Genomic DNA, 14,001 nt, shown 5'->3' with positions numbered 1-14,001 from the left:
CGAGACGCCCCACGTCCGTCCCGTCAGCGTGATGACCGTGCGTCGGGACTAGTGCGCGATTCGGGTGGGAACCTTGGCCTCGGTGTACCTGATCGACGTGGGCGACGGGTACTCGACACCGGCAGGCGCATCTGCCGCAACACCCATCTTAGTCCTGCGGGCCCGTCGGTCACCAGTGGACACGGATGCCGCATGTCCGAGCGCTATGCCCTGCTTAGCAAGCTCACCGCACTGGAGCTGGTAACACACATGATGAGGAACTCGCGCGCGTCAGAACGGCGGCTCGTCGTCGAAGCTCGAACCGGCTGGCCGGGGGGCCCGCGCCCACGGGTCGTCGAAGTTATTCGAGGTTCGGCGGGCCCGCGGGTCGGGCGCGACGGGATCCTCCTCGATCGCCTCCGCCCAGGCCTGCCGGAGGGCGTCCATGTTGCTGAACGGCTCGTTCATGTTGTCGGGCCAGCGCTCCTGCCCAGGCTCCAGGTCCGACGATGCGAAGAAAGCCAACGCGATCGCCTCGACGGTGTGCCACCGCGGCGGCACATGCCCGCGCAGGATCCGCCGGATGGTTTCGGTGCTCGCGGTGCCCTTCAGCTCGTCGTTAGCCCGGATCCACTCCTCGATCTCCCGCAGCGGCGGGCTGCCCGCCGCCCGGTAAAGCCGAAACATCTCTTCGACGAACGCCCGGCGCCTGGTGCCGTGGCGCACGACTTCGGAACTCGGCATCCGGATGATCCTCGGCACGGGCGCATTCCTCCGAGACTCAGGGGAGCGGTCGACACACGAAACCACCGCAAGGCAAGTGATAACACACGTTGGCGCCGGTAAACCACAGGATTCCTGCGGCCGCCATAGCGTCCACACAGATCAACAAGGGTGCGCAACTGCCTCTGACCAGCCCTGACACTGGAATGCGTCGTCCAGCCGGGCGATGTCGGCAGCCGTGTGGATGCCGGGCTGTGAGAGGAAAGATCATGCAATTACCGTTCACCTGGGCCGCGGCCACCGCCGCGGCGTTCGTTCCCACGTCGATGCCGTGGTGGGTGTGGGCTCTATTCGTGGCGGCCGCACTGGCAGTAGCGGCAACCGGCAAGGTGCTGGACTACCGGTTGCGGCGCCGCGCGATCGAGAAGGTACCGGCGCAGCGCGTGGTGGACGTCCTCAACGCGGCCCCGGCCGCACGCCGTGGCCGCCCCGGCCGATGACCGGGTGGCTCAGGCCGCCGGGCGAGGTCGTCGAAGAACCGTCGAGCCGCTGCTCGACGGTAGGCTCGTCCAGCTCATGGCCGCCGATCCGGTACACCCCGTAGCCGCGCAGCCGCAACGCCGGATCCTCGGCCATCAGCTCGGCGTAGGGACGCGGGCGGCGTACAGCCGCGACCGTTGGCAAGCACCCTGTCGTCGGCGTAGTGCTTAGCACCGTCCCGCTCGATCACCACCTGGATCGTAGTTTTCGGTGCTGTAGTGGTACTGCCCGTCTCGGTACACAGCACAGAGCTTTCCGCCGAACTCCATGCCCACGTCGGGAGTGAGCATCGAGAACCGGGTGTAGCGGGCCATGTCCAGGCCGGCGACCTGCACACGTAGTACGCGCCGTAGCTCGCCGGCGCCCGGATCTGGTGCGGACACGGCGTCTTCGCCCACAACCTCACCAAGATCAGCGCCCTCAGCGGATAAACACCATCGCAAGGCCCCGTCGTGCCTCTGAACCCAACCACCCGAACCCGCCAAACACGACCGCCACCTACTTCTTCAGGTCGAAGTAGCTAGGGCCCGATTGTCGTTAGCAAGAGCCGGCCCTTTTGTCGAGCTTGTGAAGCCAGCCGGTGACGTCGACGAGGTGGCCGGACATCGGCGCCGTCTTAGCACGGCGGGTGATCGCTCGGCATAACCGCGGCGGGGAGCATGAGAGCGATGACGGCGCCGGCTAGCCGTAGCGGGTGGTGCGCTGCTGATGCTGGCGTTGCTGGCGACGCCCTCGCGGCAGGTGTCGCTGATAGACGCGGCCCCATCCCAGCTCTCCGGGCGACCATCCGAGCTCGCCGGGCGCATTTGATCTAGACGCTGGCCAGTGAGTCGATGATGTCGAAGCATTCATTCATGTCACTGGGAGTGTTTGGCATATCACTCGTGGAAGTTTTTCCTTAGCGTAGGTGCAGCCCATCGACAGCGATGGAGGTCGTCTTGGACATCGGATGGGTCCTGCGGTCACTCAACAGACCAGCCCGTTTGCCAGTGTCATCGACGGCATCTTTGGCGGCGGAGGTCTACACACGTGCCAAGGAAGCTAAGGCGGAAACCTCCTCCATCGTCTATCTGAAAGCGCCCAGCCCAGTCGAAGTTGATCCGATCCTTCACACGCGACCGGCAGACATACTGCGGGAACTTAGCGTGGCGACCACCTTCCTCACCGACTCGCCGTTCGTACCGGTCGCCCGGCACTGGGCGCACGTGAGGTACTGCGCCACCCTGGACAGCCCGTGCGGACAGCTGCGTCTCAGCAAGAACGCCGCCGAAGCGGTCGTACACCACCATAAGGTCGCACAGTCCGAACAACTAGGGATCGGCTTGGCGCTGGTGGTCGCTCGCGCCGTGCTCGCAAAGAAGTACCCGAGGTGGCACTTCGACGCCGTCGACGCCGACGTCGCTCTCAAAGCCGGATTCATCGACGACGTCAGCGACGATGTTCGCAACGAACCGGGCACGAAGAAACGCCCCGACTACTTCCTCATCGGACGACACCGCGCCGACGGGCGCGCCGGACTACGGGTAGTCGTCCTGGAATGCAAAGGCACCCACGGGCCCCCGGGAGACGTGATCAAGCAGCTCGGCGACGCGTGCCTGCAGGTCGGGACCGTCGCGGTCGGCAACCACCCACTGTACGGGCTCATGATCGCCTCACGGTTGACAGAACGCCGCATCGAGTCATTTGCGCTCGACCCACCCGGAGATGTCGAGCTCTGGAGCGGCGAGGACGAGGCATACGCACAACTACTCACTGAGCCGCCGGCGCAGGAACAGTGGGCTCGTAACGAGACCCACCCAGTAACGACGCTCACTCAACAAAGCCCGCAGCCCGGCCCCGGAGAGACGCGTGGAACGGGCACTGTCCCCGAGGTGCTCGAAGAACCGGCGCAGGTGCCCCCGCCGCCCTACAACATCCCGGAGGACCGCAAAAGATGGCTAGCGCAGGTCCTCAGTCGAACCACCGCAGCGTCCGTATTGATGTTCGCCGGTGATCGCTCCGCCGCGGCCGGATACGGAACCCTACGCCAGATCGGTCAACCCGACGACGCGTTGCCATTCCCGTTGGAGTGGGCCGACACCATCGGCAGAAAGATCCGAATGCCCGGAGGCGGTCCCGTCCTCGAAGGGACGACCTACTCCATGCCGATTGCCGACGGCCGCCGACTTGAGGTCTTCCGCGGAGTCGAACGCCGGCTACACCGCCGGCTCGCCGACGGAGACCTGCGCGGATACCTCAACAACGCGAGCAGATTGCGCCGATGGTGGACTGCCCGGCGACGACCACCCCCGGGTGATGTCTTCTCCGTAGGAGAAGACGGAACCGCGATGATCATCCGTCTCCTCGACAAGTAAGCGCACTGACGATCAGACCGGAATGCCCGGATGTGCTGGCCGATAGCACTGCCATCGCCCTCTTGCTCGAAGTCGCCGCCGTCCTGCTCGTGCTGCCGCCACGGCGGATCTACTCCTCGACTGGCGATGTCATCGTCAAGAGTCGATCACTAGTCGGGGCGCTGGCTGTCTCGGATATGCATCCGCCTAACCGGAAGTTCGGAGTGCGGCCGGCGGCTTGGAGCGCGGTCAGGCTGGCGAGTGCCCATTGCGTCCGCAGCGACGCGCGGCCGGCCGGATGTGCGCGAATGCTGGGCGGCGCTTGCGCACCGCCGGATGCCCACGACGAAGCGTTAACTCCGGGCTAGGCCTGGGCGGTCGCAAAGCTGTCGCATGCAGGCGCCCACGCACGCCAGTTGCAACCTGTGCTCAGGGAGACAACGATCCCACGCGGTCGCTCATACCGGCTTCGCGACGTCAGTGGGCAGCGTCGTACGCCTCTACAACTGCCGCTGAAATACGCCCTCGCTCCGACACATCATGGCCGTTGGCAAGCGCCCACTGTCGGATTGCCCGGTTACGCTCCCGCTCAGAGACCACCGTTGTCGCGTGCGAACCGCGCCCTTTGCGCCGGTCTAGGTCTGCGCGACCTACCCGCGTGGCCGCAGCGAGGTAGACATCGAGGGCTTTGCGCAACTTCCCGGCGTTCTTCTCCGACAAGTCGATGGTGTAGCGGACGCCGTCTAAGCCGAACTCGACGGTGCGGTCGGCTTGGCTGCCGTCCATGTCGTCGATCAGTGTGGTGACAACTTGCCGAGCCATAACCTTCACTCCTGACTGGAGTCGCCGTTGCGTCAAATTCCCAACAAATTAGGGACATTGCGGGAGTCGTGATTAGTCTAGCGTCGTACCGATCCCTGAAGACGGCCGACCCGCTTACTTGATACCCCCGGGCCGCGCATGAACGGCTCCGCCTTCGGTAGCCGGGATTCGACGTGCTTCAAGCCCGGAGGCTGGTTCGGCGCCCCTGGCGCGCCAAGTCCATGAGCGCAGAAGTGAACCCCTGTACGTTCACGACAGTCGCTCCACCGGGTGTGTAGACGCTGACGACACCGCACCGGCGGCAGTACCACGACCGCCGCCACAGAGTCCATGCATCGTTGACCACCGGACCCGTGACCTGAAGGTCTCGGTGACGAGCGCGCAGAAGCCACCCACTTCCGAGCGCAACGATGCTGAAGAACAAAAGGCCGAACCACGCCGTGCCATCAACCGGGTTCAGGACCGCTAGTTGGAGGTCCCACAACGCCAGGGCACCTGAAACGCTGAAGGCAATGGCCGGCTTGGTCACGGAGCGCGGCTTCATCGGTGGAGTTAAGGCGCGAGCCAGCGCGGTCGTGAGCTCGACACGGGCTTCGATCGGCACGTCGTAACCGAACCGGCCAGGCATGCTGCCGCGAGCCACGCCGGTGCGGCGGCCTTCACGTACGACGGCCGCCACGCTTACTGACTGGTCCGCATGGTGACACCGCAGACAGCCCTGGGCGCGTGAAGATTGCTGGTGCACGGGACTCGCAGTCACGCTCACACCTCCACTGGAAACATCGGCGCGTAGGAAGGCTCGTTCTAGAGGTGGTGCTCCGTGGCCTCACGAGGGGAAGGGGGCCACCGCAAGAAGGCATGCCCATTCTCATGGTCCTGGTACGGGCCGCTACGGTGAATAGCGATCGGTATTCGAAGCCAGCATCAGGCCGGAATATAGATCGTCGGCAGATGTCGCATCCGGAACGCTACCACGCCGTCTCCGAATCTGCATTCGGCTGTTTGCCTTGTCGAGTCCTGATGCGGCCGATCGCGAGCGTCCAATGGTGGCAATAACGCTACCGGTGCTCACCGGAGCGCTAGAACTCGAAGAGATGATCCTAGGACGGCTCACGAGCTGTGGTGCGGCTAGCTCTTGCCCGGTGCGTGCCACACCGGAAGGGGGTGGAAGCAGCGCGCCGACAACGATCGAGGACAAGGGGAGACAACACCACGCAACGCGGGACAACTTCACGCACGCGTCCTCGCGTCGTTCGCTGGACACAGCCGAAGGGCGTCGCCTCAATCCGAGGCGGAAACAGCGTGGAACCGGCCCGAAGGGGAGTTGAGCCCTTGTATCAGCAAGCGCAAGTCCCAGTGCCGCGACCCGCGGTGTCGCGCAACGCCATCCCGCACCAGCGAGCGGTCCCCGGTCTCACCGTTCCCGACCTCGCGCACCGCCGCCACGTCCAGCCTGCGCACTACGCCATGTCTGTCATCGACACCCATGGCCGAATCGCCAGCTCTCCCACCGTCGAGGAACTCGCATGGGAGCCTGGGAACGCCATCGCCTTCACAGTCGACAACGACGGACTCATAACCGCCTGCCGCTGCACAGCCGAGAACCCGCCGCCCAGCACCGCACCCCAAAGCACAGTCGATCCGCGAAGGCACATAACTTTGCCGGCGCTAACGCGCCGCCGAGCCGGCATCACCACCGGCGATCGCCTGCTCCTGTCCACCGACCACCGGACCGAACTCCTCGCGATTTACCCACCCGGGCTGCTCACCGCCATCCTTCGCGAGCACTCCGACACCCAGATGCCACAGCCATGAGCCAGCCCGACATCAACTCCACCAACATCGCCCTGGTTACGGCCCTCATGGCCCAGCTCAACATCACCACTGACCAGCTCACCGGCAAAGCCCCACACACCCCACGACCGGTGCCGACCTTCGCCGAGTACATCCCTCACGTCGCCGCCGGGCTCTCCGCCAGCACCCGCCGCCTATACGACACTTACTGGCAGCGGATCCTCGCGCAGTGGGGGAGTCGCCACCTCGACGAACTGAAACCCTCAGAGATCAGACACCTCGCTGAAGAAGCCCGTGCACACGCCGTCATCCGCCGCAGCCACCGCGGCGGCGCCTCCGCCGCCGAACACCTCATCGCCGCCCTGCGCTGCATCTACCGTTACGCCGTCGACGACCGACTGATCTCCCCGGACCACAACCCCGCGGCCCGCGTACCCAAACCACGCCGTCAGCAAAGCTTGCGCCAAGCGCTACCCGAACCAGCGCTCTCCGCAATCTTCACCGTCACCCGTGAAACCGGCAACGACCCCGATCTCGACCTGCTAATACTGCGGCTGCACCTCGAAACCGCATGCCGCCGTGCGGGAGCGCTCAGCATCAGACGCCAAGACCTCGACACGCAACAGTGCCTCGTGCTCCTGCACGAGAAAGGCCAGACCCAACGCTGGCAACCCATCTCGCCCACCCTCAACGCTGCCCTGATCACCCACTTCGACCACCGCGGCGACGGCAACCCAACAAGCCAGCTCCTGCGCTACCGCAACGGCCGCCCCGTCGGCCGACGCCGCTACGACTACCTGTGGCAGCGCATCGGCAAGCACCTGCCATGGGTCGCATCCCAACAGGTCAGCGCCCACTGGCTACGCCACACCACGCTCACCTGGGTCGAACGGCACATCTCCTACGCGACCGCCCGCGCCTTCGCTGGCCACGCCAGCGCCGGCGACGGAGGCACCACAGCCACCTACGTCAAAGCCACCCTGCAGGAAGTAGCCCAAGCCCTCGCCGCCCTCACCGGCGAACCCCATCCACTGGCGGAGACGGACCGAACGCACGCTGGAAGCCGTGCTGGCCACTGGTCCAACACGCTGGTTCAAGCGCACCGGGTCGAGGCGCATCAATAGCGTGCAGGCGACCAACCCGGTCCTGGAGCCTGCAGGCTGAGTTAATCTCGGCGCATGTGGCGAGCCCGATGGACGCTGTACGGCGCCGCCCTCGTCGGCGCAGTCGTGGGCACCTCAGGCTGTGACAGCGCCCATCCGGCCCCGGAGCCAACGCCCTCCACATCTCAATTGGGCCCTGCAGCGCGGTACAGCGCTGTGGACGGTGGTTGTCCCACGTTCGACGGCGCCGAGGCGAGCCGGTACAACGCTGCGGGCAAGGGCAGGCCCGATGTATCCGCCTCAGCCGAAGCTCCGGTGCCGGGCGTGACGACGATCGACTGCCTGTGGGCGTCTGCAGATGCACGGCCGTCGGTCAGCGTGAGCGTGTCGCTCTATCCCAACGGTTTCGCCCCGGCCGGTAGCGGGGCCGGCAACGCGCGTCATTTCTACGACGGGCTTCGCGCCGAGGCAGACCGGGACGCCGCGCGGCCCTCCGCGCACGTCGCGGTCGCCGATCAGAGCCAGGGTTTCGCCGCCGCGTACGCGCCGACCGGTTCGCTGTCGCGGACGGTGCTGGCCGACAACGCGGTCGTGACGGTTGTGGTGCGGCCACCCACCGATGCGGCCGACGATCTCGACGGCCTGTCGCGTTATCTGCTCGATCGCGTGGCGCCGGACGCCGGCGTGCTCGCCGATCAAGTCGTGGCCGCCCTGCGGTGAGCGTTCGCGGGGCGGGTCAGCGGTAGACGGCTTGCGGCCACTTCCCGTTCTCGAAGGCTCCGTGGTCGTTGCGCCGTGCCAGCAGATCCCGGCTGTCGCCCAGCGTGGCGACGAACTTGTTGGCCAGCTCGGCGAACTGGACGACCGTGGCCTTGAGCAGCTTCTTCACGGCCTCGGCGAGCTTGTCGAGCGCGAACTGGATGTTGATGATGGAGGCGGCGTCCACGGTCACGTTGACCAGCTCCATGCCGGCGTCGACGAGCAGCTTCACGATCTCGACGGCGTACGCGACGTTGGTCTTGCCGACGTCGAACAGCCACTTGCTGATGACGACGGCGTTCTCGGCCGCCTTGTCGGTCGCGCTCTTCTGCGCCGCCTGCTTCTGCTTGTACGCACTGGACGCGGCACCCGACCACGCGTTGAGGTTGTCGTCCTGCGGAGTGTTGATGTCGTAAGAGATGTCCGAGACCGGCCCCTGGGCCGCGTTGAGGTAGTCGATGCTCGTCTGGAACAGCGAGAACACCGGCACGCCGCCCTGCAGCACCTTCTCGGCGTACCCGATGGCTTCTGTCAGCGTTTTGCGCAGGTCGTCGAGGTGGTTGTGGATGAACCACAGCGGGATCGGTCCCATCAGCCAGGACCAGTGGTTGACGCCCTCGACGATGCGGTTGAAGTTGTCCACGCACGAGTCGACGCCCTTGCGCAGCGAGTCGAACGCCTGCTCCAAGGCGACCTTGGATGATTCGACCTCGTTGGCGTCCACGTCCGGTGCCACGTCAGTTGCCCTCCGGCCGGGTCCCGTAGATGGTCTTCAGGTTGACACTCGAGCGTGTGTCGGCGTTCCGGTAGGCCTCGGCGGACTTGTCCAGCGCGCCGGCGATCTCCCCGAACTCGGTCGTGGCATCCCCGAGCAGCTGCTGATACCAGTCGTGAAAAGTCCGGTACGCAATCGCGTGGCCTTCCACCGAGACCACGTCGGCGAAGAAGAACGCCGTCGGATACAACTCAAGCCTGACGACATCCGCGTGCACGGCGGCCATGTCGCCCGACAGCTTGCGCCACTTGCCGGCCTCCGCGTGCACGGCGTCGACCACAACCTGTACTTGCTCGTCACCCGCTCCAGGCATCGACGAACCCCCTTTCGTCTACCCGCCGCCGGCGGGTCTTGTGGGATGTCACCCTCGCCGGACGCCGTCGAAGGCGGACCGCACGTCGGCCGCAAGAGCCTCAGGATCTCGCCGGGCGGTGTGGACGCCATCGATGAGGACGTCGCGCACCGATGTGCCGACCACGCGCAAGCGGACGAGCCCCGCGGGCCCGGCGACGGTGCATTCCTCGGCCGCGGCCTCGTGGAGCCGGGGCGCTGACATCTGCGCGAGGCGGCGGCGAGAGTCGTTCAAGGTCTCCCAGACGAACTCGAGCCAGCGGGGATCGTCGGTTTCCGTCAGCGGGGAGGGCGCCGCGTCCGAGTCGCCGTTGTCGTCATCGGTCGTGCGGGCGCCGGCGAGGGCACGTTTGTGTTCGGCCTGATGGTAGGCGGCCAGTATCGCCGCACCGAGCTGGTCTGCAGGAATGCGTTCATGCCATCGCCGGCTGATCGATACGTCGGCCACCACCCCGTCCGGCCTGACGCTCACCCAGACAGAGCTCGAAGGGTCAGTACCCTCCAGGGCCGCGCCGGGCCGGATGTCAATCTCCAGGCCGGCGATCGCCTCCTCAGCGCGGCGACGAAGCGACTCGGGATCACCGATCGCGTTCAGTGGTGCCAGGCCGTAGTCGCTCACATCAGCCTCCCCGCGGCGTAAGCCCTCACATCATAGGTGAGTGTCACTCACGTGGCCGGGCTGCTCAGGTGCGCCGCAGCACGGCGCACACCGCATTGCCGGCATCGAACTCGATGGTGTGCACCAGCTCGAACCCGGCGGACGTGAGCATCTCCGTCGCGGCCAGTACCTGGGCCAGACGGGAGTACCAGAAACCGCGGGTGGCGGCGACCACCAGGTGCCGGTGCGGGTACGCGCCGAGGTCGAACCGGCCCGCGAGGACGAGTTCCACGCTGACCTGGAACGTCTGCGCGATCTGTTCAGGCGTCTCGGCAGGCATGCCAGCACCTTAGCCGCGGGTGAGCCTCGTCCGAGCCGTGGACGGACCTGGCGTGACCTTCAACGGTCAGAACGACTCGGCACAAGCGAACAGGGCTAGACGAGACCGGCGATGGGCCGACGCAGCTGTGAGCGCGATCACCAGAAGAAAGCCATAGCCGCTCAGGCGCATGGACGAGATACCAACGTAAGGAGCGCGATCCGCGCTACTGCTTACAAACAACCCGCGAACGAACCAGCGACTGTTCAGCTGGCTATCATGTCCGCATGAACACCCATGCTGTGCATGGGTGCTACGGATTTGTGTCCGAGGGGGGACTTGAACCCCCACGCCCGATAAAGGGCACTAGCACCTCAAGCTAGCGCGTCTGCCATTCCGCCACCCGGACCTGCTCTGTCCAGCCTTGCCGGGCCGATCCGCGGTTGGCATCCGTGGTCGGTGGGCCCCGGCGGGCCGCACAGGAGAGAACTCTACACGGCGCCGTTGGGGGGTTGCATGCACCCCACCCTCGGCGTGCCGGTGGGGCTTGCCTGTGGGTGGGGGCCGCCGGGGTCGGCCGGGTCGGGGGAGTGCGGCGGGGCGGGCGGCCACCGGGTGGCGGGGCGGGCGGCCACCGGGTGGCGGGGCGGCACGCTGGCAGGGCAGGGGCAGGGGCAGGACAGGGCAGGGCGGTGCGGCGACGGGTCGGGACGCTGGCGGGTGAGGGAAAGGGATCTTGAGCTGGGGTTTTACCGGGCGGAAACGTTGACCGGATGGAGAATGCATCCTATGTTGTGGTGCAGGCCACTCATTCCGCGTCGCCCTTCGATCTCCCGGGGCGGTCGGTGAGATCGGGGTGCGGTGGCCGTACAGGCGCCTGTTCATGCCGGCTCCCCACCGGCTTTGCCCAGTCCTTCCAGTTGTCGAGCTACCGAGTGCCGAAGATCTGCGTTCCCGCCCTCGACCGGCCGGACGAGCGGCGGCGACGCGTATCCCTCGAGACGGCCGCGTGCCGACCAGCATCGCGGTCCTACACCCCCTAGTGAGCCGCCGGGCGCCGGGCGCCCGGTTGCGGCCGAGCGCAACAAAAGGGCCAGCAGCGAGAAAAGGGCCAGCAGCGAGGCCTGAGCGCAACAAAAGCCCCGGTGCGACAAGGGCACGGTGCAACCAATAGCCCCGTGCAACGAACTAGCCGGCGCACCGAAAGGCCGGCGCCAAGAAAAGGCCGTTCGGGGCGAGGCCTGAGCGCAACCAAACCCGGAAGAAAGCGAAGGCGGGCCGTACCCACCCGCCAGCCGAAGCAGACCCATCCCAGGAGGCCGTCATGAGCCACCCCCGTACCGTTCCGCCCTCCGTCGACGTCGTGATCGTCGGCGCGGGGTTCTCCGGTATGTATCTGCTGCACAAGTTGCGGGAACTCGATCTTACCGCCGTTGTTTTCGAGGCCGGCGCCGATGTCGGCGGGACCTGGTACTGGAATCGCTACCCGGGTGCTCGCGTCGACGTCGAGAGCCTTGCCTACTCGTACTCCTTCTCCGATGAGCTCGAGCAGGAGTACGAGTGGCAGGAGCGTTACCCGACGCAGCCGGAGATTCTCAGGTATGCGCGCCACGTCGCTGATCGGTTCGACCTTCGGAAGGACATTGTGTTCCGTACGCGGGTCAGCGCCGCCACCTGGGATGAGGGGCAGAAGTCGTGGCTGGTCCGTACCGAGCATGAGGATGCCGTCACCGCGCGGTTCCTGGTGATGGCCACTGGATGCCTGTCCGCGTCGAAGATGCCGGAGATTCCCGGCCTGGAGACCTTCAAGGGCGCGACGTACCACACGGCGCACTGGCCGCATGAGGGTGTCGATTTCTCCGGGCTGCGGGTGGGGATCATCGGGACCGGCTCCTCGGGGGTGCAGTCCATTCCGGTGATCGCCGAGCAGGCCGCGGATCTGACCGTGTTCCAGCGGACCGCTGCGTACTCGTTGCCGGCGCGGAATCGGCGGTTGCGGCCCGACGAGGTCAAGACGATGAAGCTGAACTATCGCAAGTTCCGGCAGGCTCAGCGGGAGTCCGGTTTCGGGGTGCCGACGCCGGTTCCCACGATGTCCGCGCTCGAGGTGTCCGATGCCGAGCGGGATGCGGCGTACGAGGTGGCGTGGGAGAGCGGGAGCCTGGTGAACCTGCTGACCGCGTACAAGGATCTGGCCGTTGACCAGGCCGCCAACGACACCGCGAAGCGGTGGATCCACCGCAAGATCCACGACATCGTCGCCGACCCGCAGGTGGCCGACGATCTGAGCCCGGACTATCCGGTCGGGACGAAGCGGCCGTGCCTGGACACGAATTACTACGAGACGTACAACCGGCCGAACGTGCATCTGGTGAATCTGCGGCGCACGCCGTTGGTCGAGGTCACCGAGAAGGGGATCAGGACCTCGGAGCGGGAGTACGAATTCGACGCGATCGTGTACGCCACCGGTTTCGACGCGATGACCGGCGCCCTCACCAACGTGGACATCCGGGGGCGGGACGGGTTGTCGCTGAAGGAGACATGGAGCGCGGGGCCGCGGACCTATCTGGGCATCGGCACCGCCGGGTTCCCGAACTTCTTCATGATCACGGGGCCGGGCAGTCCGTCCGTGCTCTCGAACATGGTGGTGTCGATCGAGCAGCACGTCGACTGGGTGACCGACGCCATCGCGCATCTGCGGGAGCAGGGGCTGCGGGTGATCGAGCCGGCTCGCCAGGCGCAGGACGCCTGGGTGGACCACGTCAACGAGATCGCGAGTTACACCCTCTATCCGAAGGCGAATTCCTGGTACATGGGCGCCAATGTCCCCGGCAAGCCGCGCGTTTTCATGCCGTACGCCGGCGGTGTGGGCGAGTACCGGAAGAAGTGCGACGAGGTCGCCGCCAAGGGCTACGAGGGCTTCGAGCTGACCGTCTGAGAGGAGAATGCCATGTCCCGTCGTGACCTGATCGATCCCGAGGTGCGCGTACCCCTGGATCAGTTGCTCGAAGCGATGCCCGGCGGTTTCAACGCCGTCGCGGACATCGTGGAGCGCCGCGCCGCCGTGACGGCGATGCTGGGCGCCATCGAGGTGCCCGAGAACCCGAATGTGGTCAAGGAGGACCGTACGGTTCCCGGGCCGCAGGGTGAGCCGGACATCAGCGTACGGATTTACAAGCCGGTCAATGCCGAGGCGCCGCTCCCGGGCATTTTCTTCATCCACGGTGGGGGGATGATTCTCGGGACCGTGGAGGGTGAGGATCCGACCGCGACGCTGATCTGCGACCAGGTGGGCGCGGTCGTGGTGTCGGTGGAATACCGGTTGTCGCCGGAGAACCCGCACCCGGCGCCGGCCGAGGACTGCTATGCCGGCCTGAAGTGGACCGCCGAGCACGCCGACGAGCTGGGCATCGACCCGCAGCGGCTGGCGATCTACGGCGCCAGCGCGGGCGGCGGGCTGACCATCGCCACCGCGCTGATGGCCCGCGACCGGGGCGGGCCGGCGCTCGCGTTCATCATGCCGATCTACCCGATGGTCGACGACCGGAACGAGACCGCGTCGAGCCACGAGATCACCGACATCGGGATCTGGGACCGGGCCGGCAACGTCGAGGCGTGGGCCTGGTACCTGGGCGGCAAGCCGGCCGACCAGTACGCGGCCCCCAGCCGGGCGGAGGACCTGTCGGGGCTGCCGCCGGCGTTCATCGACGTCGGCACGGTGGACCTGTTCCGCGACGAGGACATCGCGTTCGCGCAGCGGCTCATGGCCGCCGGCGTGTCCACGGAGCTGCACGTGCACCCGGGCAGCTATCACGCCGCGGAGACCTTCGCCCCGGACGCCGCCCTCGCGCAGCGGATCTGGGCGCTGCGGATCGATGCGCTGAAGCGGGCCCTCGGGTAAGGCG

At 66.5% G+C, this 14,001-nt stretch carries 13 protein-coding genes and 1 tRNA gene; 6 read left to right on the top strand and 8 right to left on the bottom strand.

Features of this window, described 5'->3' with window-relative positions:
* Window positions 1-270: 270 nt before the first annotated feature.
* The gene (locus IT780_RS15070) at window positions 271-741 is read right to left on the bottom strand and encodes a hypothetical protein (protein WP_199512158.1); all 471 of its coding nucleotides are present in this window, start codon (window positions 739-741) and stop codon (window positions 271-273) included.
* Between the two features lie 230 nt (window positions 742-971).
* Between IT780_RS15070 and IT780_RS15065 the strand changes: the two genes are divergently transcribed.
* On the top strand, window positions 972-1,202 hold the full coding sequence (locus IT780_RS15065) for a hypothetical protein (protein WP_199512157.1): 231 nt from the start codon (window positions 972-974) through the stop codon (window positions 1,200-1,202).
* Here the strand turns inward: IT780_RS15065 and IT780_RS15060 are convergent.
* On the bottom strand, window positions 1,159-1,338 hold the full coding sequence (locus IT780_RS15060; RefSeq protein WP_199512156.1) for a hypothetical protein: 180 nt from the start codon (window positions 1,336-1,338) through the stop codon (window positions 1,159-1,161). The two genes, IT780_RS15065 and IT780_RS15060, sit on opposite strands and share 44 nt — an antisense overlap.
* Before the next feature lie 830 nt (window positions 1,339-2,168).
* Between IT780_RS15060 and IT780_RS15055 the strand changes: the two genes are divergently transcribed.
* Window positions 2,169-3,596 carry a hypothetical protein gene (locus IT780_RS15055; protein ID WP_199512155.1) on the top strand — a complete coding sequence of 476 codons (1,428 nt, stop codon included), beginning with the start codon at window positions 2,169-2,171 and terminating at the stop codon, window positions 3,594-3,596.
* Window positions 3,597-4,052: 456 nt separating this feature from the next.
* Here the strand turns inward: IT780_RS15055 and IT780_RS15050 are convergent, their stop codons facing one another.
* Window positions 4,053-4,397, bottom strand: coding sequence for a histone-like nucleoid-structuring protein Lsr2 (locus tag IT780_RS15050; RefSeq protein ID WP_199512154.1), 345 nt, complete (start codon window positions 4,395-4,397; stop codon window positions 4,053-4,055).
* 1,811 nt (window positions 4,398-6,208) lie between these two features.
* Between IT780_RS15050 and IT780_RS15045 the strand changes: the two genes are divergently transcribed.
* Both IT780_RS15045 and IT780_RS15040 read left to right on the top strand, forming a co-directional pair.
* Window positions 6,209-7,315: a tyrosine-type recombinase/integrase gene (locus IT780_RS15045; protein WP_233412857.1), complete on the top strand. Its 1,107-nt coding sequence runs from the start codon at window positions 6,209-6,211 to the stop codon at window positions 7,313-7,315.
* Window positions 7,316-7,618: 303 nt separating this feature from the next.
* Window positions 7,619-8,014: a hypothetical protein gene (locus IT780_RS15040; RefSeq protein WP_199512153.1), complete on the top strand. Its 396-nt coding sequence runs from the start codon at window positions 7,619-7,621 to the stop codon at window positions 8,012-8,014.
* A 16-nt stretch (window positions 8,015-8,030) separates the two neighbouring features.
* Here IT780_RS15040 and IT780_RS15035 read toward each other — a convergent pair whose 3' ends face one another.
* The 5 genes from IT780_RS15035 to IT780_RS15015 all read right to left on the bottom strand — a co-directional run bounded on the left by IT780_RS15035 (window position 8,031) and on the right by IT780_RS15015 (window position 10,505).
* Window positions 8,031-8,789, bottom strand: coding sequence for a hypothetical protein (locus IT780_RS15035; RefSeq protein ID WP_199512152.1), 759 nt, complete (start codon window positions 8,787-8,789; stop codon window positions 8,031-8,033).
* Window position 8,790: 1 nt separating this feature from the next.
* Window positions 8,791-9,108, bottom strand: coding sequence for a hypothetical protein (locus IT780_RS15030; RefSeq protein WP_199512151.1), 318 nt, complete (start codon window positions 9,106-9,108; stop codon window positions 8,791-8,793).
* A gap of 81 nt (window positions 9,109-9,189) precedes the next feature.
* On the bottom strand, window positions 9,190-9,798 hold the full coding sequence (locus tag IT780_RS15025; protein ID WP_199512150.1) for a hypothetical protein: 609 nt from the start codon (window positions 9,796-9,798) through the stop codon (window positions 9,190-9,192).
* A 64-nt stretch (window positions 9,799-9,862) separates the two neighbouring features.
* Window positions 9,863-10,117 carry a transcriptional regulator gene (locus IT780_RS15020; protein ID WP_199512149.1) on the bottom strand — a complete coding sequence of 85 codons (255 nt, stop codon included), beginning with the start codon at window positions 10,115-10,117 and terminating at the stop codon, window positions 9,863-9,865.
* 303 nt (window positions 10,118-10,420) lie between these two features.
* Window positions 10,421-10,505: transfer RNA gene (locus IT780_RS15015), tRNA-Leu, on the bottom strand.
* 915 nt (window positions 10,506-11,420) lie between these two features.
* On the opposite strand from IT780_RS15015, the gene IT780_RS15010 reads away from it, so the two are divergent.
* Both IT780_RS15010 and IT780_RS15005 read left to right on the top strand, forming a co-directional pair.
* The gene (locus IT780_RS15010) at window positions 11,421-13,034 is read left to right on the top strand and encodes a flavin-containing monooxygenase (protein ID WP_199512148.1); all 1,614 of its coding nucleotides are present in this window, start codon (window positions 11,421-11,423) and stop codon (window positions 13,032-13,034) included.
* A gap of 12 nt (window positions 13,035-13,046) precedes the next feature.
* A complete protein-coding gene (locus IT780_RS15005) occupies window positions 13,047-13,997 on the top strand; it encodes an alpha/beta hydrolase (protein ID WP_199512147.1) in 951 nt (316 codons plus the stop codon).
* Window positions 13,998-14,001: the final 4 nt, after the last annotated feature.

The organism is Nucisporomicrobium flavum (assembly GCF_016464385.1).
Lineage (GTDB): Bacteria > Actinomycetota > Actinomycetes > Mycobacteriales > Micromonosporaceae > Actinoplanes > Actinoplanes flavus_A.
The sequence above is the reverse complement of the archived record's forward strand: the minus strand, read 5'-3'. Positions and strand labels throughout refer to the sequence as shown.